The sequence below is a fragment of the Tahibacter amnicola genome, from assembly GCF_025398735.1.
Classification (GTDB): domain Bacteria; phylum Pseudomonadota; class Gammaproteobacteria; order Xanthomonadales; family Rhodanobacteraceae; genus Tahibacter; species Tahibacter amnicola.
In genome coordinates this window covers 5,314,225-5,336,222 of record NZ_CP104694.1, presented here as the reverse complement: position 1 = coordinate 5,336,222, position 21,998 = coordinate 5,314,225, and the positions used below count along the sequence as shown (strand labels likewise).

Sequence of the window (21,998 nt, the reverse complement as noted above, 5' to 3'; positions counted from 1 at the left end):
TGAAACAGCGGCACAAAAAAGGGCGCCTCCGGGCGCCCTTTTCGTTACTGCGTCGAGCTGGCCGTTACCAGATCTTCACCTGCTTCTGCTCGTCACGCACCATGGCGCTACCGGTCTTGCACTCGAAGGCCTGTGCGAAGGCCGGCATGTTCGACGGCGCGCCGATGGCGCGGAACTGCGCCGGGGCGTGCGGATCGACATTGAGACGACGCTTGAGCTCTTCGTCGCGGAATGCGCGGCGCCACACCTGGGCGAAGTTGACGAAGAAGCGCTGGTCCGGCGTCAGGTTGTCGATCTTCTTGCCGGCGTCCTCGCCCTTGCGCGCCTGGGCCAGCTTGAAGGCATCGTGCGCGACGCTCAGGCCGCCCAGATCGGCGATGTTTTCGCCCAGGGTCAGCTGCCCTTTCACGTGCAGGCCGTCGATCGCGACGTAGTCGTCGAACTGCTGCACCAGCTTGGCGGTGCGGGATTCAAATTTTTCCCGATCTTCCTTTGTCCACCAGTCCGAAAGGTTGCCCTTGGCGTCGAACTTGCTGCCTTCGTCGTCATAGCCGTGCATCATTTCGTGGCCGATGACCGCGCCGATGCCGCCGTAGTTGAGGGCGTCGTCGGCCTTGGCGTCAAAGAAGGGCGGCTGCAGGATGCCGGCCGGGAACACGATCTCGTTCTGCAACGGGTTGTAGTAGGCATTCACCGTCTGCGGCGTCATGCCCCATTCCTTGCGATCAACCGGCTTGTTGATCTTGGACATGGCATAGTCCTGGTTGAACTTCGCCGACGCTGCGACATTGGCGAAGTAGCTGTCGCTCTTGATCACCAGGCCGTCCCAGCTGCGCCAGGTTTCCGGATAGCCGATCTTCGGCGTGAAGGTGCTCCACTTCTCCAGCGCCTTCTTCTTGGTGTCCTCGCTCATCCAGGCCAGCTTTTCGATGCGCGTCTTGGTCGCCTGGCGCAGGTCGTCCACCAGCGCCTGGGCGCGCTGCTTGGCTTCCGGGGGGAAGTTCCTGGCGACGTAGAGCTGGCCCAGGCCCATGCCCATGCCGTTCTCGATCGATTCCATCACGCGCTTCCAGCGCGGCTGGTTTTCTTTCTGGCCGCGCAGCGTGCGGCCGTAGAAGTTGAACGATTCCTCGGCCAATGCGTCGGTGAGGTAGGGAGCGGCGCCGTCGATGATCTTGAAGCGCAGATACGCCTGCCAGTCGGCAGCCGGAACGTCGGTGAGCATCTTGTCGACTTCACCGAAGAACTTCGGCTGCGACAGGGAGAAACCCTTCGTGTCGGCCAGCTTCAGCTCGGTGAACAGCTGCTTCCAGCCCAGGTTCGGATTGGCGGCGGCCGCGGCATCGAGGGTGACGTAGTTGTACTGGTTCTCCGGCGAGCGCATTTCCACCGGTGCCAGCGACACTCCCGCCAGGCGCTTCTCGAACGCCAGCACCTTGTCGGCCTGGGCCTTTGCCGCGGCACTCTCTACGCCGCCCAGCTCCAGTGTCCTGGCGATGTGGGCGACATAGGCCTCGCGGATCTTCTTGTAGCTGCCGTCCTTGCCGTCCTCGAGGTAATAGGCGCGCTCGGGCAGGCCCAGCCCGCCCTGCAGCGCGTAGGCAATTTCCATCGAGGAGTTCTTGAAGTCCGCTTCGCCGCCGAAATTGAACAGCAGGCCCAGGCCCTGGACGTGCGTGTCGCGCACGAACGCGGCGATGTCGGCGGGCGACTTGAGCGCATCGATACGCGTGAGGTAGTCGGCGATCGGGGTGATGCCGGCCTTGTTGGCGGCATCCGCGTCCATGCCGCTCTGGTAGAACGCACCGACCTTGTACTCCATCGACTCCGGCTTGGCGGTGGCGAGGTTCTTGGCCGCGGACTGGGCCAGCTCGTGCGTCGCCGCCATCGACATCTCGTCGAGGATCTCGAAGCTGCCCCAGGTGGCGCGGTCGCCGGGGATCGCGTTCGCCTTGAGCCAGTTGGCGTTGACGTAGCCGAAGAAGTCGTCGCAAGGCTTGGCGGACGCATTGAGCTGCGACACGTCGATGCCCCGCGTCGGCGTGATGCCGTTGGCATGGGCACCGAAGCAGGTCAGCGCGAGCGCCAGGGCAAGCGGTTTGATGGCACGGTGGTTCATGGGTGACCTCGTGGAAAACGGTCCACCGGTGAGGCGGACGGCAGGGTTGTCGTTATGAGTGCTGCCCGCCGGCTGGGCGGGTTTTCCGCGGGCGGCGCACGCACCCTGTGGCCATCAATCCCTTATTGACGGCGTCGCGGCGCGCACCCGTGGATCGGCCCGGCCCGGCCTGTCCGTCGACAAGCTAACGAATCGTCATTGGACGAGGCGTGCCTGGGCTGGGCGCAGGGTAGGGGCGGGACGCGGGATCATAACAGTGTCAAAGGATTGCCTGCGTCGCGATCCCGCGGCGGGGCGGGAATATGGCGCCTTCGGCTGTTTCGCCATATGCGCTGCGGGCCGGAGCGGCCTGGGTTAGAGTCGACGCCGTTCCGATCCACCTGTAGCTGCCATGCCGCGTCTTCTCGTATTCCAGCATGTCGCCGCCGAGCCGCTGGGTACGCTCGACCGCCTGATCCGGCAGCGCGGCCATCGCATCAAGTTCGTCAATTTCGAGCGCGAGCCCGACGCGCAGCCGTGCCTGGACCGCTACCGCGGCCTGGTCGTCCTGGGTGGCCCGATGAACGTCGAGGATCAGGAGCGCCGCCCGCACCTGAAAACCGAGCTGCGCGCGATCGAAACCGCCCTGGCCCAGAACAAGCCCGTGCTGGGCATCTGCCTGGGCGCGCAGCTGCTGGCCCACGTCCTGGGCGCACCGGTGCAACGCCATCGCGAAACGGAAATCGGCTGGTACGACGTGAAAACCACCGAAGCCGGCCGAAGCGATCCGGTGCTCGCACCGCTGGGGGCGGTGCATCCGGTGTTCCAATGGCATTCCTATACATTTGAGGTGCCGCGTGATGCGCATCACCTGGCCGAGACCGCCAGCTGCGCCAACCAGGCGTTTCGCTACGGTCAGAACGCGTACGGTTTCCAGTTTCACCTGGAGGCCAACCGCGCCTTGATCGAACGATGGCTGTCGATTCCGAGCTATCGCGACGACATGCTGGCGGCCTCGCTACCGCACGACGAAGCGGCCATCCGCGCGCGCACCGCGAGCGCGGCCGCCGTGATGGAGGCCACTGCCGAGCGCGTATTCAACAACTTTCTCGACCTCGTCGGCCGGCCGGCCCGGCGCATCCTGCTGGGATCAAGCCGCTAGCGCGAAATTCCGCGCAGGGCGTCGTCGAGTTCGCGCAGACGCTGTGGAGTCCCCACGTCGGCCCATTCGCCGCGGTGATGCTGCCCGCTGACCATTCCGCGCGCGCAGGCGGCGCGGAGCAGGGTGACCAGCTTGAAGCGTGGCGGATGCGCGCTGGCGCCGGGCTCGGCGGCGGCCACGGTGTGCCAGTCATCCAGCAGGGCGGCGCGGAACACGCCGATGCCGGAATAGGTCAGGCGTGGCGCAGTGTTGTGGTCGACATGGACGACACCAGCCTCGTCGAGCGCGAAATCGCCCGTGGGATGGTGCGGCGGGTTGTCGACCAGGGCCAGATGGGCCAACCCGCCTGGCGACTGCGGCAGAAGCGACAAGTCCATGTCGCAAAAAATATCCGCACTGACCACGTAGAACGGCGACTCGCCCAGCAGATGACGCGCGTGCAGCATGCCGCCGCCGGTTTCCAGTGGTTCCGTACCTTCATGGCTGTAGTGGATGCGCAGGTCCCAGCGCGCGCCGTCGCCCAGCACCGCGGGAAATTGCGAACCCAGCCAGGACGTATTGATCACGACCTCTCTGACGCCCAATTGCGCCAGCCGTTCCAGGTGCCACACGATCAGTGGCTTTCCGCCGACGTGCAGCAGCGGCTTGGGCGTGTGATCCGTCAGTGGACGCATGCGCTCGCCGCGGCCGGCGGCAAAGATCAGGGCCTTCATGGTGTCGCGACGCTGTTATCGTGACGGACGAGGGTGACATCGTGCTGCGCCACGGCGCGCCGCAGCACGGCTGCAAGTGGCGCAAGCGCGGGATGGATGTCCGCCACTTCCAGTGTGTAGCGCAGCACCAGGGGCAGATCGCGCAGGTAGTGCTGCTTGCCATCGCGGTAACACAGGCGACAGAACAGGCCCAGCACCTTGATGTGACGCTGCAGGCCGGTGAGGTCGAACCAGCGGGCGAAGGTGTCTGGTGACGCGTCGGTCAGGCCCGCGGCGACGGCATCGCGGCGATACTGCTCGCGCCAGTGCGCCACGCGTGCGGCGGGCCAGGCGACATAGCAGTCGCGCAGCAGTGAAACGACGTCGTAGGCCAAGGGCCCGCGCAGTGCGCCCTGGAAATCGATGATGCCGGGATTGGCGCCGTCCGTGATCATCAGGTTGCGACTGTGGAAGTCGCGGTGCACGAAAACCGGCGGTTGCTCGCGGATCGCCTGCAGCAGCGTTTCGAACGCGGCTTCGAGCGCGGTGGATTCCTCGACCGACGCGCGGTAACCCAGGTGACGTTGCAGGAACCACTCGGGCAGCAGGCGCATTTCCATCAGCAGTCGCGCTTCGTCGTAGGGCTCCAGCGTGGCGCTGTCGGCGTGCGTCTGCATCAGCAGCAAGGCGCGCAGGGCATCGCCGTAGAGCGTATCGGCGGATGCGTCATCGAGCGCCGCGAGATAGGGGCGGTTGCCGAAATCCTCGATCAGCAGGAAGCCCTGCGCGAGATCCTGCGCGAACACCGCCGGCGTGTGCAGGCCCGCCTGCGCCAGTTGCGCCCCGATCGCCAGCCACGGCGCGACCGGCTCGAGTGCCGGCGGCGAGTCCATCAGGATGCGCGTACCGTCCGGCGTCGTCACGCGCCAGTAACTGCGGAAGCTGGCGTCCGCCGAGGCGACATCGATGGGCAGGTCGGCGACGCCGGTGGCGGTGCGGGCAAATTCACGCAGGGCGGCAAAGCGCGGCGATTGGACGTCCATCGGGCGGGGCGTGCTCAGGGCGAGGAGGGGGTGCCGCCGGGCTCGCCGACGAACAGGTCGATCACGATGCGGTCGTTGCGGGCATAGACCAGGGATTTTCCGTCCGGGCTTACGGCCAGCGCCGGCGGCAACGTGCTGGGCACATCGTCCAGCACCTTGGTCATCTGGCCGGTGCGCAGGTCCAGGCGCTGAACATTGCGCGTCTTGTCCTGCAGACGTGCTGCGAAGTACAGCGCACCTTGGTGCAGCGTCCACTGGCCGGCATCGAGCATCTGCGCGTCGCGGACGCGCCCGTCCAGGACGGTCCGGCAGTTGCGCGCGTCCAGCTCGCACACGCGCAGGCCGGCCTCGCCCTGGACGGCGACGACCAGCTCGCGCTCGCCGACATCGAAACTTTCCACATTGGCATCGAGTACCAGGCGGCGCACGCCCTTCGGATCGATGCGCCAGAGCGTGTGGACCTGATCGTCGCTACGCAGGTAGTAGAGCGTACCGTCGGCGCCGTAGCGGGCGTAACGGGCGTCGGCGCCGGTGTCTTCCAGGGGCGTGGCCCGGTTGGCGGCGAGGTCATAGTCGTACAGCGCGCTGTGCTCGCTGGTGCAGGCGTAGGGCAGGCACTCGGTGCCGTCGGACCGGTTGAGGATGGCCGTGACGACCAGATGCTTGCCGTCCGGCCGCCAGGTCGGGCGCACCCAGCGTTGCCTTGGATCCAGGTGCAGACGGCGCACGCCGGAGCCGTCGGGGTTGGCGACGAAAACACTTTCCAGGCCGTCGCGGTTCGAGGCGAACGCCAGCTGGCGACCGTCCGGCGAGAACACCGGCTGGTTGTTGTAGCGCTGCGACTGCGTGATCGGTCGGGGCGAGATCGGCGAAGCTGTGAGATCCGCGTGCCACAGGTTGGCCTGGTAGTCCGCCACCTCGTAGAGCAGGGCCCCGTCGGCGGCGACATCCGGATACCGTGCACCGCGCGCGCCGAGGAACTCCAGCGCGCCGGTGCCCGAGTCGACGCGGTACAGCGCGCGATACCCGAAGAGATCGCCGGCCAGCACCAGGGCGTTGTCGCCGGGGAGCCAGGCCACGCCGTACAGCAGGCCGTTGGAACCCACCAGCGTGCGCGCCCGGGCGGGCGAGGTGGTGGGCAGGATCCACAGCCACTGCTCGCTGTGCTGGCCGCGGAAGAACGCGACCTGCGCGCCGTCGCTGGAGAAGCGCGGATTGAGATCGATCTGGGCCTGTTCGCCCGGATCTGTCAGCGGGGTGATGTCCTTGCTGGCAAGGTCCATCAGCGCAAGACCGGCACGGCTGGTGCCGGGCACGCGCTGGGCGAACACCAGGCGGCGTCCGTCGCTGGAGACGTCGATGCGGCTGGTGGCCGGCGGTGGCGCGCAGGCGGCGATGACGGTGGACTGTTCGCCCAGCAATTCCTGGCGACGGATCTCGCAGGCGTCAACGTGGTAGCGCACAAAGAGGATGGCGGTGTCGCCTTCGACGAAGACGGGTGACAGGTCCCAGGCGTCTGCGCGGGACAACTGGCGGCGGGTCTGGCCGTCACGCGATCCGACCCAGATCGTGGCGTGATTGCGTTCGGCATCGCTGGCCGACCAGGCGATCAGGCGTCCATCACGGGAGAAGCGGGCGCTCTGGTCGAAGCCCGGGTCGGTAGCGAACGGACGCGCACGGTCGACGCGGGCGCGCAGGTCCGGCGCGGTCTGGTTGGCGCCGGGAGGCGGTGGCAGCCAACCGGCGAGCCCGATGGCGACCAGTACCACGACCGCCACCACGACCAGTGCGGCAAAGGTCAGGCGTCGTTTGGCAGCGGGATCGGCCAGGGGCAGGCCGCGGTCGTCCAGCAAGGCCGGCGCAGCGCGCGACGGTGGCGTGGATGGCGCCGAGGGCTTCGGCGACGTTTCGACGCTCGCAGGAATGCAGGCGGCGACGAGGCGATAGCCGATCTTGGGCAGGGTCTCGATGTAGCGCGGCGATCGCGGGTCGTCTTCCAGCGCCTGGCGCAGTTCGGCGACCGCCCGCGACACGACCTCGTCGTTGACTACCCGGCCGCCCCAGACTTCGTCCAGCAACTGCTCGCGGCGGACCACTTCGCCGGGCTCGCGCATGAGCCGGAGCAACAGCTGCATCAACCGGGGCTGCAGACGAACCTGGTGCTCGCCCCGGTGCAGGGAATGGCCGGCCGCATCGACGTCCCACTCGCCCAATCGCTGGCGTGCGGCGGGTTTCGGGGCGGGGGGCTGCTGCAGGGCCATCATGTGCCGGCGGCGTCGTCGGGTCGGGGGAGGAATTGCGAAGAGTTCGCGGAGGCTTTGCGCAGGTGTCCGATCGCGGCGCGCGCTACATCGGCGTTACGCCAACCCGTGAAGGACCTGCTCCATGAAACTGCTTTCATCCCGCCTCGCGCGTCTGCTCGTTGTGATCTCATCGGCGTTGTTCCTGCCGCCGGCGCTGGCTGACGAGTGTGCCTATCGCATGCTCGTCAGCGGCTACTACAGCAATGTCCATATCTATGATGCCTGCACCGGCGCCTTCCTGCGCATGCTGGATACAACGTCCGGGCGGATCGCCGGCCCCCAGGCCGTCAAGCGCGGACCGGACAATCTGCTCTGGGTGGTCAGCGAGGAGGCGGGAAAGATCCTGCGCTACCGGCCGGACACCTTTGAGTACGTCGACACCTTCGCCCAGTTGCCGCCCAACTGGGGCGCCACCGGCATCGCCTTCATCGGCGATGACGATGTGTACATCTCCAGCTACAGCACCAGCGCGGTGCGCAAGTACTCCCTCGCCAGCAAGCTGGTGGTGGGCGAATTCCCGGCGGCGACCGCCACCCTCAAAGGCCCTGACAACGGCATGATGGCCGGGCCCGACGGACAGCTCTACATTCCCGGCTATGACACCAGCAACATCGTCCGCTTCGATCCGGGGTCGCGATCCTACGCGACTTGGGTGGCTCCTGCCGCCAACGGCATCCGCAAGTCGCGTGGCCTGCTGCTGTCCGCCGACGGTAGCGCGATGTACCTGACCTCCGAGCGTTCGGGCCATGTGCTGCGGTACCGCTTCCCCAGCGGCCAGTTCGACAAGACCATCGCCAGCGGCCTGGACACGCCGACCGGGATCGCCTGGCACCCGGACGGCAGCCTGCTGATCGCCATCGGCGGGCAGGGCACCGCCAGCGTGGTCAAGCTGGATCCGGAAACCGGTGCCATCCGTGGCACCCTCGTCAGCAACTCCAGTGGCGGTTTGTCGGCGCCGACCTATATCGCCGTGCTGTCGGCGGGCGGTTCGGTCACGACGCCCGACGCCGCAACCATCGGTTCGCAGTACTGGGTAACGGGCCTGGCCACGATGAGCGGCAACCGCCTGGATATCGACAACGTCTACGCCAGCCTGGGCACCTCCTTTGGTGCGACCTTCAACCCGGCCGAAGTGCGGGTGTTGCCCTGGGGCAAGATCCGCATGCAGTTCATCAGCTGCACGGAGGCGGATTTCAGCTGGGAATCCACCGGCGCGGGCACGGCGAATTTTGGCAACGGCAGCTACCGGATGATCCGCATCCTGCGCAACCAGGCGACGGCCGAGTGCGAGCGCACGGGCGTGGCCACTGCGCCCAACAAGCTGTGGCTGGCCGGATCCTGGTACGGCGGCGAATCGCGCAGCGGCGAGGGCCTGATGCTCGATACCGATGCCGCCGGCATGGTGTTCCTGACCTGGTTCACGCACCGGCCGCGCACACCGTAATCCGGTTTCAGGCCGCGTCCGCCGGTACGGAAGCGGCATTTCACGGGGCGGGCGGGGCCAGCGGTCCTGCCCGTCTGCTGGTTTGACGCCCGCGGCACCAAAATCGTACCATTTCGGTACGCTTTTGCCCGTCCGCCGCCATGCTCCGCGTCAGCAAACTCACCGACTACGCCACCGTCGTCATGACTGTGCTCGCCGAGTCCGCCGGCGAGGTGCTCAGTGCCCAGGGTGTGGCCGAACGGGCCCGCCTGGAGCTTCCCACGGTCGCCAAGCTGCTCAAGCAACTGACGCATGCCGGCCTGGTCACCTCTTTCCGGGGCGTCAACGGCGGCTACCGCATCGCGCGCGCGCCGGACGCCATCACGGTGGCCGAGATCGTCATCGCGATGGAAGGCCCCATCGGCATGACCGAGTGCAGCGCGCACAGCGGCCTGTGCGGGCACGAGCCGCACTGCGGTGTGCGCGGCAACTGGCAGCAGATTAACCAGGCCATCGAAACGGCGCTCCGCAGCGTTTCGCTGGCTGACATGTTGAAGCCCCAGGGCTCCGCACGGCTGATACCCACGCCGCTGCGGGTCGCACTGGTCTGAAGTCCCGATAGGCAGCCAAGCATGGCCACCGAACGCAATGACATCGAAACCGCGCTGAACCGGCGTTATGAGGCCGGTTTCGTGACGGATATCGAAACCGAATACCTGCCGCCCGGCTTGTCCGAAGACATCGTGCGTGCGTTGTCGGCGAAGAAACACGAGCCGGAATGGATGACCGAGTGGCGGGTCAAGGCGTATCGCCACTGGCTGACCATGACGCCGCCCGAATGGGCCAAGCTGTCGATCGGTCCGATCGATTTCCAGTCGATCAGCTATTACGCGGCGCCGAAGAAAAAGCCGGCGTCGCTGGACGAGGTCGATCCGAAACTCCTGGAAACCTATGACAAGCTCGGCGTGCCGCTGCACGAGCGGGCCAAGCTCGCGGGCGTGGCCGTGGATGCGGTCTTCGACTCCGTTTCCGTCGGCACCACGTTCCGCAAGGAACTGGCCGAGGCCGGCGTGATTTTCTGCTCGATGTCCGAGGCGATCCGCGAACATCCGGAACTGGTGCAGAAGTACCTGGGCTCGGTGGTGCCGGTGGGCGACAACTACTTCGCCGCGCTCAACTCGGCGGTGTTCTCCGACGGCTCCTTCGTGTTTATTCCGCGCGGCGTGCGCTGTCCGATGGAACTGTCGACGTATTTCCGCATCAACGCCGTGAATACGGGGCAGTTCGAGCGCACCCTGATCATTGCCGAAGACAGCAGCTACGTCAGTTACCTGGAAGGCTGCACGGCGCCGCAGCGCGATGAAAACCAGTTGCACGCCGCCGTGGTGGAGCTGGTCGCGCTCGACGATGCGCAGATCAAATATTCCACCGTGCAGAACTGGTATCCCGGAGACGAAAATGGCGTCGGCGGTATCTACAACTTCGTGACCAAGCGCGGCGACTGTCGCGGTGCGCGTTCGAAGATTTCCTGGACCCAGGTCGAAACTGGTTCTGCCATCACCTGGAAATACCCCAGCTGCGTGCTGCGCGGCGATGACTCCACGGGCGAGTTCTATTCGGTGGCGCTCACCCATCACCGCCAGCAGGCCGACACCGGCACCAAGATGATCCATATCGGCCGCAACACCAAGTCGAAGATCATCTCCAAGGGCATCAGCGCCGGCCACGGGCAGAACAGCTACCGTGGCCTGGTAAAGGTGGAAAAATCCGCCGAAGGCGCACGCAACTATACCCAGTGCGATTCGCTCCTGATCGGCAAGAAGTGTGGCGCCCACACCTACCCCTACATTGAGGTGAAGAACCCGGGCGCCATCGTCGAGCACGAGGCGACGACCTCGAAAATCTCCGAAGACCAGCTCTTCTACTGTCGCTCGCGAGGACTGGGCGAGGAAGATGCCGTCTCCATGATCGTCGACGGTTTCTGCAAGCAGGTATTCAAGGAATTGCCGATGGAGTTCGCGGTGGAAGCCAAGAAACTCCTGGAAGTCAGTCTCGAAGGCGCCGTCGGCTGATCCACGGCCGGCGCAAACGCCCTGGCCGTGCGGCCGCCGCACGTTACGGAACCCCATTATGCTGAAGATCGAAAACCTCCACGTCCGCGTCGCCGGCAAGGAAATCCTCAAGGGCCTGAACCTCACCGTGAAGCCGGGCGAGGTGCACGCCATCATGGGCCCGAACGGTGCCGGCAAGTCCACGCTGGGCAATGTGCTGGCCGGACGCGACGGCTACGAGGTCACCGCCGGTACGATCGACTACTTCGACAAGGACCTGCTCGACCTGGAACCGGAGGCGCGCGCCGCCGAAGGCGTGTTCCTGGCGTTCCAGTACCCGGTGGAAATCCCCGGCGTGAACAACACCTATTTCCTCAAGGCGGCGCTCAATGCGCAGCGCAAGCACCGCGGCGAGCCGGAACTGGATTCGATGCAGTTTCTGAAGCTGGTGCGCGAGAAGCTGCGCGTCCTGCACATCTCCGACGACCTGCTGCACCGCGCGGTGAACGAAGGTTTTTCCGGCGGCGAGAAAAAGCGCAACGAGATTTTCCAGATGGCGCTGCTGGAACCCAGGGTGGCGATTCTGGACGAAACCGACTCGGGCCTGGATATCGACGCGCTCAAGATGGTCGCCGAAGGCGTCAACCACATGCGCAATCCCGACCGTGCTTTCATCATGGTGACGCACTACCAGCGCCTGCTGGACTACATCGTGCCGGATTTCGTCCATGTGCTGGCCGATGGTCGTATCGTCGAGAGCGGCGACAAGACACTGGCGCTGAAACTGGAAGAACACGGCTATGCCTGGCTGCGTGACCGCCAGGTGCCGGATGCGGTGCAGGCATGAGCGTGCCGCTGCTGGAAGGCTTCCGCGACAGCTTCGAGCGGTTGCCGCCGGCGCTGGCCGGCGATGACAGGCTGCTCGCCGCGCGGCGCGCCCAACTGGATGCGGCACTTTCCGGGGGCCTGCCGGGCGCCCGCGCCGAACGCTGGCGCTACATGCCGATGCGCGCGCTGGAGCGTCGCCGCTTCGAGTCAGTCGATGCACCGGCAACCGTTGATGCCGCGCTGTTGCCCGACCTCCCGGGCCCGCGTCTGGTTTTCGTCAATGGCCATTTCGATGCGGCGCTGTCGCGGCTGGAAAACCTCCCGGAAGGGGTGACGTTGCAGCCGCTGTCGACGCTGCTGGCAGGAGGCGAGCCGCGCGCTTTCGCCCATCTGCAGCGCACGTTCGAGGCCGCGGATGAAACCTTTGCACGTCTCAACGCGGCACTGGCAACCGAAGGCGGTGTGATTCGCGTGGCCTCCGGCGTGCAGTGCAGCGAGCCGGTGCAACTGGTCCTCGTCGGCACTGCGAATGCGGCCGACCGGGCGACGCATCTGCGTCATCTGGTGGAACTGGGCGATGGCGCGCGTCTGCAGCTGGTGGAGTACCGCACCGGCGTGGCGGCGCACACCGGATTCATCAATGACCTGGTCCAGATTCATCTCCAGCGCGGCGCCGCGCTGGAACATATCCGCGTGCAGGCGGAAGACAGCGGCGCCAGCGTGCTTTGTCGCAGCGACGCGGTGCTGGCCGGCGAGACAGACTATCGGCGTACGGACCTGGAGCTGGGTGCGGCATTGTCGCGACACGAGCTCAATGTGGCGTTGCAGGGCAGGGGCGCGGCGTTCCAGTCGCACGGTGTGTTGCTGGCGGACGGTCGGCGTCATGTCGAGACGCGCCTGGAGATCGATCATGTGGCGCCGGAAACCCGGTGCGACCTGTTCTGGCGCGGCATGGGCGCTGATCGCGGCCGTGGCGTCTTCCATGGTGGCATCCTGATCCGTGCCGGCGCCGACGGTACCAGCGCGCACCTGTCCAACAAGAACCTGCTGCTGTCGGCCAATGCCGAGATCAACACCCAGCCGGTGCTGGAGATCCATGCGGACGAAGTGCAGGCCAGCCACGGCGCCACCGTCGGCCAGCTCGACGAACGTGCGCTGTTCTACCTGCGTTCGCGGGGCCTGGATGAGGCGCAGGCGCGCGCCATGCTGACGATGGCGTTCTGCCGCGTTGCGCTGGGTGCCGTGAAAACGGTCGGCCTGCGCGAGCACCTGGATGCGCTCCTCAACCGGCGTGTTCCGGGCGCTACGGAACAAGGAGCGGCCGCATGAGCGCGACCCTCGCCACGCCGGCGCCGCGCGACTGGTCGTCGTACCGGGCGGATTTTCCGCAGCTGGCGCGCCAGGTCCACGGCAAGCCGCTCATTTATTTCGACAATGCGAACACCGCACAGAAGCCGCAGTCGGTGATCGATGCGGTCGAGCGCTACTACACGCAGTTCAACGCCAACGTCGCCCGTGCCGTTCATACGCTGGGCGAGGAGGCGACGGCGGCGTACGAGGCCAGCCGCGACACCCTCGCGCGTTTCATCAACGCAGGTTCGCGCAACGAGGTCGTCTTCACCAGCGGTACTACCCAGGCGATCAATCTCGTCGCCTACAGTTTTGCGCTGCCGCGGCTGTCGGCGGGCGACGAGATCGTCGTCACGCAGATGGAACACCACGCCAACATCGTGCCGTGGCAGCTGATGTGCCAGCGCACGGGCGCGGTACTCAAGGTGGCTCCGATCACGCCATCGGGCGAGCTGATGGTCGACCGTTTCCTCGAAATGCTGACGCCGCGGGTGAAGCTGGCGGCGGTGGCCCACGTCTCCAATGTGATCGGCACCGTCAATCCGATCGCTGAACTGGCGCGTGCCTGTCGCAGCCGCGGCGTGCCACTGCTGGTGGACGGTTCGCAGGCCTGCCCGCACATGCCCGTGGACGTGCAGGCGCTGGGTTGCGATTTCTACGCCCTCACCGGCCACAAATTGTTCGGCCCAACCGGCACCGGCGCCCTCTGGGCGCGACGCGAATGGCTGGAGGAAATGCCGCCGTTCTTCGGCGGCGGCGAAATGATCCGTACCGTCTCGTTCGAAGGCACGGTGTTCGCCGATCCGCCGCACAAGTTCGAGGCAGGCACGCCAAATATTGCCGGGTTCATCGGCCTGGGCGCAGCGATCGACTACATCAACGCGATCGGCATCGAACGTATTGCCGCGCACGAGGCCGAACTGCTGGCTTACGCCACCGCCGCGTTCAAGCAGGTGCCGGGTCTGCGCCTGTTCGGCGAAGCGCCGAAGAAGGCTGCCGTGCTGTCGTTCCTGATCGAAGGCGTGCATGCGCATGATCTGGCGACACTGCTCGACCACGAAGGCGTTGCCGTGCGCTCCGGGCATCACTGTGCGCACCCACTGATGCAATTCTTCGGCGTACCGGCGACGGCGCGCGCCTCCCTGTCGTTCTACAACACGCGCGAGGAAGTGGACCGGTTCATCGTCGCACTGGAAAAAGTACGTCGCTTGCTGGCATGAGCGCCGCCGATCTCTATCGCGCCATCGTCCTGGATCACAACCGCGCACCGCGCAACCTCGGTACGCTGGCGGCACCCACGCATATGGCCGACGGCGTCAACGCGATGTGTGGCGACAGCCTGCGCGTGGAACTGCGCGTCGCCGAGGGTCACATCGAGGCGATGCGTTTCCAGGGGGAGTGCTGTGCCATCACGATGGCCGCCGCATCGATGCTTTCCGAGCGCGTCCAGGGGCTGGACGCATCTGCGCTCGAATCCCTTTCGGCACAGTTCGCGGCGCATGTCCGGGGCGATACGGTGAATACGGATCTGGGCGATCTCGCCGCGTTCGGCGAGCTGCAGCGCTATCCTGCGCGACGCAAATGCGCGCTGTTGCCTTTTGCCACGACCGCGGCGGCCCTGGCCGGCCTTCCGCGCACGACGACGGAGAAAGACACGCCATGACGACTGTTGCTGACCCGGCTGCCGCGCTGCACTTCCGGTTTGCCACGCAAGAGGATGTCAACGCCATCGTCGCCCTGGTCGAATCGGCTTATCGCGGCGACGTCAGCAAACAGGGCTGGACCACCGAAGCCGACCTGCTCGATGGCCAGCGCACTGATCCCGACGGCGTGGCGGCGATCATCGCCGACGCCCACAGCCGCATCATCCTGGCCGAGCGGGACGGCGAGCTGCTGTGCACCGCGCACATCGAAAAGCAGGGCGAGGCGGCCTATTTCGGCATGTTTGCCGTCAATCCCGCCAAGCAGGGCGGCGGCACGGGCAAGGCCATGCTCGCCGAAGCCGAGCGCGTGGCGCGCGAGCTGTGGGGATGCCGGCGCATGGAGATGACGGTCATCACCGTTCGCGAGAGCCTGATCGCCTGGTATCTGCGGCGCGGCTATCAGCGCACCGGCGTACGCAAGCCGTTTCCCTACGGCGACGAGCGCTTCGGCCTGCCCAGGCGCGATGACCTGGAATTCGAGATCCTGTCCAAGCCGCTGGCCTGAAGGCCGGCACTGCAACCGAACATCCGGCCCGGAGGCCATCTTTCCCGATGACGAACTGGATTGCCGTGTGCACCACTGCGGAACTGTTGCCGGGCGAGTACAAGGTGGCCTGGGATGGCGATGTGGCGATCGCCGTGTTCAATATCGACGGCACCCTCTATGCCATTGAAGACCTGTGCACGCACGACGGCGGTGAATTGACCGGCGGCGTCGTGGAGGGATTTGAAGTCGAATGCCCGCGCCATGGCGCCCGCTTCGATGTGCGTACCGGTGCCGTGTTGTGCCCGCCGGCGTACGAGCCGACGGCGAAATTCCCGGTCAAGGTGGAAGGCGGAACGGTCTTTACGCGGGATGATCGCTGGGACTGAGGCTTCGTCGATTGGCGCGGTGCCAATGCGCAATTGCGACTCATTCTCATCTATGGTGTAATGCCGGATCCTTGCGGCCACTGAAGGCTGCAATCATCGCCACGCGCGGGTCCCGCAGTGATGTCCGTCGACGATCCACAACGCCCTTCCGGATGGCTCAAGACGCTGCTGCGTTGGCATTGGATCAGTTCGGCTGTCTCGCTGATCGGCTTGCTGGCATTTGCGGTGACCGGCGTCACCCTGAACCACGCAGCGCAGATTCCCGCCAAGCCCGTTGTCACGCGGCTGCAGGCGGAGGTTCCCGCTCCTGTGCGCGACGCCCTTGCGGCGATTCCCGAGGGGGGCGAATTGCCAGGCGCAGTGCGCGAGTGGGTGCAGACACAGTTTCCTGTCCACCTCGCGGCTGCACGCATCGACGTATCGCCCGATGACATCACGATCTCCCTGCCGCGGCCGGGTGGCGACAGCTGGGTAAGCATCGATCCTGTCGCGGGAACGGCCGAGTACGAGCGCACCGATCGTGGCTGGATCGCCTGGTTCAACGATCTGCACAAGGGCCGCAATACCGGGCCAGCGTGGACCTGGTTCATCGACCTCTTCGCCCTGGCCTGCATCGTCTTCGCGGTGACAGGGCTGCTGCTGCTGCAACTGCATGCGGCCCGACGTCCCCAGACCTGGCCGCTGGTCGCTCTGGGCCTGCTGGTACCGCTGGTGCTGGTCCTGGCTTTTGTGCATTAGCCGGCATTTTGTATTTTCCCGTGGTTCTCCCAAAGGAGTGACACCGTGCGTTTTCGAGCTGTGCCTTTGCTGTTCCTTGCGATCACCGCGAATGCCGGCGCCGGCGAATTGACCGTCGGCATCGAAATTCCTTCGCTGCAGGTGGCCGAGTACCACCGCCCCTATGTGGCCGTGTGGATCCAGGGCAAGGAGCCTGGCAAGACGGTCAACCTGGCGGTGTGGTACCAGCAGAAGAAGGGCGGGGGCACCGATCCCGCCAAGGCCGACGAAGGCGTGAAATGGCTGGCTGATCTTCGCCAGTGGTGGCGCCGCAGCGGTCGCGAGGCACAGTTGCCGATCGACGGCGTCAGCGGCGCGACCCGGCCCGCCGGCATACACACGGTCAAGGCCACTGATCGCAGCGGCCCGATGGCCGGCCTTGCTGCCGGTGAATACACCTTGATGGTGGAAGTGGCGCGCGAAGTCGGTGGTCACGAAGTCGTGCGCATCCCGTTTGCCTGGCCACCGCAGAAGCCTACCCACGGCGAAGCCCGCGGCACGACCGAGCTGGGTGCCGTCACGCTCGACCTTGCGCCCTGATCCCATCGAATCCCAAGGAGTCTGCCATGCGTATCAATCGCATCATCGCCCTGTCGCTGCTCGCTGGCGCGTCGTTCGCCGCGCAGGCGCACAAGTCCTGGTTGCTGCCGTCGGCCACCGTGTTGACGCCGGACCAGTGGATCACCGTCGATGCGGCGGTGTCGAACGACCTGTTCGTGTTCAACCACGTGCCGGTCAAGCTCGACAAGCTGGTCGTCACCGCGCCCGACGGCTCGCGCGCTGAACCGGCCAACCCGCACACCGGCAAGTTCCGTTCGAGCTTCGATCTGCACCTGACGCAGAAGGGCACGTACCGTATCGCGGTCGCCAACGAAGGGGTTTTCGCCAGCTATGAACTGGATGGCAAGAAGCAGCGCTGGCGCGGCGATGCAGCAGGCCTTGCGGCCGCGATCCCGGCCACGGCGACGGCGGTGGAGATCACCGAAGGCATCAGCCGCAACGAAACCTTCGTGACGTCGGGTGCGCCGACCACCAGCACCTTCAAGACCAGCGGCAAAGGCCTGGAGATGGTGCCGACGACGCACCCGAATGACCTGTTCTCGGGCGAGAAGGCAACCTTCCAGCTCTTCCTCGACGGCAAGCCGGCCGCGGACCTTCCGGTCACGATCGTGCCGGGCGGCAGCCGCTATCGGGATACGCAGGCCGAGATCAGTGCCAAGACTGACGACAAGGGCCAGTTCAGTGTCAGCTGGCCGGCGCCGGGAATGTACTGGCTCGAGGCGGAAGTGGAAGACAAGAAGACCACGGTCGCGAAGGCGGCCGGCCGTCGCACCAGCTACACCGCGACGCTGGAAGTACTGCCGCAGTAAGGTTGCTATCGTCGGAATAGCGCCGTGACTGTCTCACGCAAGGAGCGCCGTAGCACCGGAGCGCTGGCCGGCTACGCCGTGCTGGCGCTCCTGGCGGCAATTGCCGTCGCGCTGCTATGGCTGCAGCGCGAGCCGATCCTGTGGCGTGGCGTCGAGCCGGCCCGCGGCGCTGCGATTGTCGCACTCATCGCCGCGTGGGCGGCCTGGTCTGTGTGGCTGCGCGCTGCCGGATCCGCCACGAAACCGGGCGGCCAGCTGGCAGTGGTGTATGCCACGCAGACCGGTACGGCCGAACAGATCGCCCGGCAGACGGCGGAACGATTCCGGCAGGCCGGCACGGACGCCCCCGTCGTTTCGCTCGCGGCCGTCGATGCCGCCTTCCTCGCGCGGTATTCCACCGTGTATTTCGTCGTCAGCACCTACGGCGAGGGCGAGCCGCCGGACATGGGCGATCGCTTCCGTCGCCGCGTCATGTCGCAGGCGCTCGCACTGCATGGCCTGCGCTATGGGGTGCTGGCGCTGGGTGATCGGCACTACGCGCAATTCTGTGCCTTCGGCCGGCAGCTCGATGCATGGCTGGCCGGGCAGGGTGCGACGCGGCTGTTCGACTGTCTGCAGGTCGATGACGCCGACACGTCCGTGCTATCGCAGTGGCAGCAACAACTGCACGGCGATACGGCGTCCGACTCGCCGACGCCGAATCGTTCCGATGACCCCTGGCGGTTGGTATCGCGCGAGTGCCTGAATCCCGCGGGCGTCGGAGCGCCCTGTTTCCGGATCGTCCTGGCACCGCCGCCGGGGATGACACCGGACTGGCAGGCGGGTGATATCGCACAGGTATTACCGCAGCGGCCGGCGGACGAGGTCGCCGCCTGGCTGCGCGATCACCTGCCCGCCACGGCAACTCCCTCGCAGCGCGCCAGCTGGGAGCACGTGCTGGCGACGGCCGAATTACCGTCACCAGCACCGGCATTCGACCTATTGCCGGACGCGTCGACGCTACCGCGGTTCATGCATCGGGATTACTCCATTGCATCGCTGCCGTCCGATGGGGCATTGGAACTGGTCGTTCGCCAGATGCGGGGCGAGGATGGCCGGATGGGGGTTGCGTCGGGCTGGTTGACCGCACACGCCGCGGTGGGCGATACGGTGCTGTTGCGCCTGCGCCGCAACACGAATTTCCATCTGCCCGTGGGTGGGCCACCGTTGATCCTGATTGGCAACGGCACCGGTATCGCCGGGCTGCGCGCGTTGCTCAAGGCGCGCCAGACGGCGGGTATCCGGCGCAACTGGTTGCTCTACGGCGAGCGCAGCCGCCGTACCGACTACCCGTTCGGCGATGAATTGCAGGGCTGGCTGGCGGATGGATGGCTTGATCGCCTCGACCTGGCCTTTTCCCGTGACGGCCAGTCGCCGGTCTACGTGCAGGACCGCCTGGGCGAAGCGTCGGCGACGCTGACGCGGTGGGTTTCCGAGGGCGCTGCGATTTATGTCTGCGGCAGCCTGCACGGCATGGCGCCGGCGGTCGACGCGCGTCTGCGGGCCATCCTGGGTGAGGCCAGCGTCGACAACCTGATTGCCGAAGGCCGATACCGGCGCGACGTGTATTGACCACCAGTCCGCGGACACCGTCCGTACGGCGATGTTAAGACTTCGTATTGCGAATCATTCTTATTTAATTTATTGTTCGCCGATACCGTGAGCCAAAACCTCGCCGGCTACCTGCCGCGGCGGGTTCGGCCTGCAGCGGCCCACCGAAGGGCCCACCCATCGCATTCATTGTTTTCAGGGAAGTTTCATGACTGTTTCGTCGTTCATCACCTCGTCCGCCGGTACCCCCAAGCGCCTGATGGCGACCGCCCTGGGCCTTGCGCTGCTCTCCGGTGCGCCGGTCTTCGCTGCCGAAACCGAGTCGCTCGCTGCACAGACGCCGGATACCCCGGACGCTGCTGACGCGGCCAGCCGCTCGAGCCGTCGCGAGGAAACCGAGCTGGACGCCGTCGACGTGCAGGGCATCGCCACGCGCGCCGAACCCGCCTCGCCCAAGTACACCGCGCCGCTGCGCGATACCCCGCAGACCGTGAGCATCGTGCCGCAGAAGGTCGCTGCCGAGCAGAACCTGCTGTCGCTGCGCGACGTGCTGTCGACCTTGCCGGGCATCACCTTTGGCGCCGGCGAAGGCGGCGGCGGCTTCGGCGACAGCATCAACCTGCGCGGCTTTGCGTCCAGCACCGACATCCAGGCCGACGGCGTGCGTGACAGCGCGCAGTATTCGCGTTCTGACACCTTCAACCTGGAGCAGGTGGAAGTGGTGAACGGCGCGAACTCGGTGTATTCGGGTGCAGGCTCTGTCGGTGGCACGATCAACCTGGTGAGCAAGGCTGCCAGGGACGACGATTTCACCCATGTGACCGGCGCCGCCGGCACCGACAGCTACGGTCGCTTTACGGCCGATACGAACCACAAGATTGGCGAATCGGCAGCGTTCCGCCTGAATCTGATGGCGCACCGCAATGACGCGCCGGGTCGTGACGTCGAAACCTTCAAGCGCTGGGGTTTCGCCCCGTCGATTGCCTTCGGCCTGGGCTCGGACACGACCTTCACGCTGAGCTATCTGCATCAGAAGGATGACAACATCCCGCAGTACGGCGTGCCGTTCTTCCATGTCGGTGATTCGGCGATTCCGCTGCCGGGCCTGGATCCGGAAACCTACTACGGCAATCGCAATGTCGACACGCAGGAGATTGAGGTCGACAGCTTCACAGCCATTCTGCAGCACACCTTCAACGACCAGCTGTCGCTGCGCAACTTCACCCGCGCGCAGAAGGTGTCGGTATTCACCATCGTCTCCGCGCCGGGCGGCACCTTCTGCATGCCGAACAACCTGACGCCGACGGGTGCCAGCTGCGTGGTGCGCCAGAACCCGCCGAACGTGGCGACGGATGTCACCGTTCCGGCCGGCAGCTGGCTGCCGGGTGGTCCGCGCGGCAATGGCCGGGATACGACCAACCGCATGCTGGTCAACCAGACGGACCTGACCGCCAATTTCGACACCGGTGCGATCCAGCACACCCTGGTTGGCGGATTCTCCCTGATGCATGAAAGTTTCGAACTGGACGGCACGGCGGAATTCCGCAATGCCGACGGCAGCAATCCGTACACGGCGCCGGCGCACTATCCGTTCCTCGATCCGTATCGCCCGCAGACCTACTGGACCGGCCCGCGTCACCGCACCTTGACCAGCAAGACCGACGGCGAGCTGGATAACAGCGCCCTGTACGTGTTCGACAACCTCAAGTTCAACGAGCAGTGGTCGCTCAATCTGGGCGCGCGCTACGAGCACAACGAAGGCAGCACCACCGGTTACAACGTCGTCCAGAACGCCGGCAATTCGGCCGGGCCGATCGGCACGGTGACCGGCGCGGCAGTACCGGCCAAGAACAGCGATGACCTGTTCTCCTACCGCGCCGGCGTTGTTTTCAAGCCGGTGGAAGCCGGCAGCATCTACCTGGCCTACGGCAACGCGAAGACGCCCTCGAAGAGTTCGGTCAACGGCACCTGCAACCCGGCAATCCAGGCGAACATCACCGCCGGCACCGTGAACTGCAACCTGGATCCGGAAACCGCGGTCAACCTGGAACTCGGCACCAAGTGGGATCTGCTGGACGATCGCCTCTCGCTCACCGCCTCGGTGTTCCGCAATGATCGCAAGAACTACCGCGTCAATGATCCGGGCAACGAAGCCAATCCGTCGGGCGAGCAGCAGCTGGATGGCCGCGCGCGCGTCGACGGCGTGATCCTGGGTGTCAGTGGCATGGTGACCGACAAGTGGGCCGTGTACGCCAACTACACCTACCTCGACAGCGAAGTGCTGCAGGGCGCCTCGGACTTCGCCGCTTCGGCCGGCCGGGACTACACACGCGGCGATGACCTGCTGAGCGTGCCGGAACACGCGTTCAACCTGTGGACGACGATGGACGTTGGCAGCTGGCAGTTCGGCTACGGCGCGAGCTACCAGGGCGATTTCTACGTCGGCCAGCACTCGGCCACGAATATCGCCGGCGTGCTGCCGAAGTCGGACGCGTACTGGCTGCATCGCGCAATGGTGGCCTGGAACGTCAACCAGGATTTCCGTCTGCAGCTCAACGTCAACAACCTGTTCGACAAGACCTATTACACCCGTATCCGCACCAACGCCAACGGCTGGGCCACGCCGGGCGATGCGCGCCAGGCGGTGCTGTCGGCGACCTACTCGTTCTGAGGACGGACATCGCGGTAGTGATGAGATAGGCTGCGCCGCGGACGAGTGGTCCGCGGCGTATTCC

At 65.9% G+C, this 21,998-nt stretch carries 19 protein-coding genes; 15 read left to right on the top strand and 4 right to left on the bottom strand.

All coding sequences use genetic code 11. The features are described from left to right. Positions 1-64 precede the first annotated feature (64 nt). Positions 65-2,119: a M13 family metallopeptidase gene (locus N4264_RS20885; protein WP_261694153.1), complete on the bottom strand. Its 2,055-nt coding sequence runs from the start codon at positions 2,117-2,119 to the stop codon at positions 65-67. 391 nt (positions 2,120-2,510) lie between these two features. On the opposite strand from N4264_RS20885, the gene N4264_RS20880 reads away from it, so the two are divergent. Then, a complete protein-coding gene (locus tag N4264_RS20880; protein ID WP_261694152.1) occupies positions 2,511-3,260 on the top strand; it encodes a type 1 glutamine amidotransferase in 750 nt (249 codons plus the stop codon). Here N4264_RS20880 and murU read toward each other — a convergent pair. The 3 genes from murU to N4264_RS20865 are packed head-to-tail and all read right to left on the bottom strand — an operon-like array spanning position 3,257 to position 7,259. Beyond that, the gene (gene murU / locus N4264_RS20875; protein ID WP_261694151.1) at positions 3,257-3,973 is read right to left on the bottom strand and encodes an N-acetylmuramate alpha-1-phosphate uridylyltransferase MurU; all 717 of its coding nucleotides are present in this window, start codon (positions 3,971-3,973) and stop codon (positions 3,257-3,259) included. The two genes, N4264_RS20880 and murU, sit on opposite strands and share 4 nt — an antisense overlap. Beyond that, positions 3,970-4,995 (bottom strand): aminoglycoside phosphotransferase family protein, encoded by a 1,026-nt coding sequence (locus tag N4264_RS20870; protein ID WP_261694150.1) that lies wholly within the window; start codon positions 4,993-4,995, stop codon positions 3,970-3,972. The genes murU and N4264_RS20870 overlap by 4 nt, the downstream gene beginning before the upstream one ends. Before the next feature lie 14 nt (positions 4,996-5,009). Continuing rightward, a complete protein-coding gene (locus tag N4264_RS20865) occupies positions 5,010-7,259 on the bottom strand; it encodes a winged helix-turn-helix domain-containing protein (RefSeq protein ID WP_261694149.1) in 2,250 nt (749 codons plus the stop codon). A gap of 121 nt (positions 7,260-7,380) precedes the next feature. Between N4264_RS20865 and N4264_RS20860 the strand changes: the two genes are divergently transcribed. The 14 genes from N4264_RS20860 to N4264_RS20795 all read left to right on the top strand — a co-directional run bounded on the left by N4264_RS20860 (position 7,381) and on the right by N4264_RS20795 (position 21,934). Further along, on the top strand, positions 7,381-8,742 hold the full coding sequence (locus tag N4264_RS20860) for a Vgb family protein (protein ID WP_261694148.1): 1,362 nt from the start codon (positions 7,381-7,383) through the stop codon (positions 8,740-8,742). 140 nt (positions 8,743-8,882) lie between these two features. Continuing rightward, complete coding sequence (locus N4264_RS20855; RefSeq protein ID WP_261694147.1) at positions 8,883-9,332, top strand: SUF system Fe-S cluster assembly regulator; 450 nt, start codon at positions 8,883-8,885, stop codon at positions 9,330-9,332. A gap of 21 nt (positions 9,333-9,353) precedes the next feature. Next, on the top strand, positions 9,354-10,793 hold the full coding sequence (gene sufB, locus N4264_RS20850) for a Fe-S cluster assembly protein SufB (protein ID WP_261694146.1): 1,440 nt from the start codon (positions 9,354-9,356) through the stop codon (positions 10,791-10,793). 58 nt (positions 10,794-10,851) lie between these two features. Further along, entirely contained in the window at positions 10,852-11,619 is a 768-nt protein-coding gene (gene sufC / locus N4264_RS20845) for a Fe-S cluster assembly ATPase SufC (protein ID WP_261694145.1), read from the top strand. Further along, complete coding sequence (sufD, locus tag N4264_RS20840) at positions 11,616-12,929, top strand: Fe-S cluster assembly protein SufD (protein ID WP_261694144.1); 1,314 nt, start codon at positions 11,616-11,618, stop codon at positions 12,927-12,929. Before sufC ends, sufD begins: the two co-directional genes overlap by 4 nt. Then, positions 12,926-14,170 carry a cysteine desulfurase gene (locus tag N4264_RS20835; protein WP_261694143.1) on the top strand — a complete coding sequence of 415 codons (1,245 nt, stop codon included), beginning with the start codon at positions 12,926-12,928 and terminating at the stop codon, positions 14,168-14,170. The genes sufD and N4264_RS20835 overlap by 4 nt, the downstream gene beginning before the upstream one ends. After that, the gene (gene sufU / locus N4264_RS20830; RefSeq protein WP_261694142.1) at positions 14,167-14,613 is read left to right on the top strand and encodes a Fe-S cluster assembly sulfur transfer protein SufU; all 447 of its coding nucleotides are present in this window, start codon (positions 14,167-14,169) and stop codon (positions 14,611-14,613) included. The genes N4264_RS20835 and sufU overlap by 4 nt, the downstream gene beginning before the upstream one ends. Then, complete coding sequence (locus tag N4264_RS20825) at positions 14,610-15,158, top strand: GNAT family N-acetyltransferase (RefSeq protein ID WP_261694141.1); 549 nt, start codon at positions 14,610-14,612, stop codon at positions 15,156-15,158. Before sufU ends, N4264_RS20825 begins: the two co-directional genes overlap by 4 nt. 47 nt (positions 15,159-15,205) lie before the next feature. After that, complete coding sequence (locus N4264_RS20820) at positions 15,206-15,526, top strand: non-heme iron oxygenase ferredoxin subunit (RefSeq protein WP_261694140.1); 321 nt, start codon at positions 15,206-15,208, stop codon at positions 15,524-15,526. A 120-nt stretch (positions 15,527-15,646) separates the two neighbouring features. Next, a complete protein-coding gene (locus N4264_RS20815) occupies positions 15,647-16,264 on the top strand; it encodes a PepSY-associated TM helix domain-containing protein (RefSeq protein WP_261694139.1) in 618 nt (205 codons plus the stop codon). Positions 16,265-16,309: 45 nt separating this feature from the next. Further along, the gene (locus N4264_RS20810) at positions 16,310-16,843 is read left to right on the top strand and encodes a DUF2271 domain-containing protein (protein WP_261694138.1); all 534 of its coding nucleotides are present in this window, start codon (positions 16,310-16,312) and stop codon (positions 16,841-16,843) included. A 26-nt stretch (positions 16,844-16,869) separates the two neighbouring features. Further along, positions 16,870-17,673 (top strand): DUF4198 domain-containing protein, encoded by an 804-nt coding sequence (locus N4264_RS20805; protein WP_425508288.1) that lies wholly within the window; start codon positions 16,870-16,872, stop codon positions 17,671-17,673. Between the two features lie 24 nt (positions 17,674-17,697). Continuing rightward, complete coding sequence (locus tag N4264_RS20800) at positions 17,698-19,284, top strand: sulfite reductase subunit alpha (protein ID WP_261694137.1); 1,587 nt, start codon at positions 17,698-17,700, stop codon at positions 19,282-19,284. A gap of 187 nt (positions 19,285-19,471) precedes the next feature. Next, on the top strand, positions 19,472-21,934 hold the full coding sequence (locus N4264_RS20795; RefSeq protein ID WP_261694136.1) for a TonB-dependent receptor: 2,463 nt from the start codon (positions 19,472-19,474) through the stop codon (positions 21,932-21,934). Positions 21,935-21,998: the final 64 nt, after the last annotated feature.

Bases quoted from the DNA above. Each gene is read 5' to 3' on its own strand.
- sufB (WP_261694146.1), top strand. From the start codon at position 9,354: ATGGCCACCGAACGCAATGACATCGAAACCGCGCTGAACCGGCGTTAT.
- N4264_RS20855 (WP_261694147.1), top strand. From the start codon at position 8,883: ATGCTCCGCGTCAGCAAACTCACCGACTACGCCACCGTCGTCATGACT.
- N4264_RS20795 (WP_261694136.1), top strand. From the start codon at position 19,472: ATGACTGTTTCGTCGTTCATCACCTCGTCCGCCGGTACCCCCAAGCGC.
- N4264_RS20860 (WP_261694148.1), top strand. From the start codon at position 7,381: ATGAAACTGCTTTCATCCCGCCTCGCGCGTCTGCTCGTTGTGATCTCA.
- N4264_RS20885 (WP_261694153.1), bottom strand. From the start codon at position 2,119: ATGAACCACCGTGCCATCAAACCGCTTGCCCTGGCGCTCGCGCTGACC.
- N4264_RS20815 (WP_261694139.1), top strand. From the start codon at position 15,647: ATGTCCGTCGACGATCCACAACGCCCTTCCGGATGGCTCAAGACGCTG.
- N4264_RS20805 (WP_425508288.1), top strand. From the start codon at position 16,870: ATGCGTATCAATCGCATCATCGCCCTGTCGCTGCTCGCTGGCGCGTCG.
- N4264_RS20835 (WP_261694143.1), top strand. From the start codon at position 12,926: ATGAGCGCGACCCTCGCCACGCCGGCGCCGCGCGACTGGTCGTCGTAC.
- N4264_RS20820 (WP_261694140.1), top strand. From the start codon at position 15,206: ATGACGAACTGGATTGCCGTGTGCACCACTGCGGAACTGTTGCCGGGC.
- N4264_RS20870 (WP_261694150.1), bottom strand. From the start codon at position 4,995: ATGGACGTCCAATCGCCGCGCTTTGCCGCCCTGCGTGAATTTGCCCGC.
- N4264_RS20825 (WP_261694141.1), top strand. From the start codon at position 14,610: ATGACGACTGTTGCTGACCCGGCTGCCGCGCTGCACTTCCGGTTTGCC.
- sufC (WP_261694145.1), top strand. From the start codon at position 10,852: ATGCTGAAGATCGAAAACCTCCACGTCCGCGTCGCCGGCAAGGAAATC.
- N4264_RS20880 (WP_261694152.1), top strand. From the start codon at position 2,511: ATGCCGCGTCTTCTCGTATTCCAGCATGTCGCCGCCGAGCCGCTGGGT.
- N4264_RS20865 (WP_261694149.1), bottom strand. From the start codon at position 7,259: ATGATGGCCCTGCAGCAGCCCCCCGCCCCGAAACCCGCCGCACGCCAG.
- sufD (WP_261694144.1), top strand. From the start codon at position 11,616: ATGAGCGTGCCGCTGCTGGAAGGCTTCCGCGACAGCTTCGAGCGGTTG.
- murU (WP_261694151.1), bottom strand. From the start codon at position 3,973: ATGAAGGCCCTGATCTTTGCCGCCGGCCGCGGCGAGCGCATGCGTCCA.
- sufU (WP_261694142.1), top strand. From the start codon at position 14,167: ATGAGCGCCGCCGATCTCTATCGCGCCATCGTCCTGGATCACAACCGC.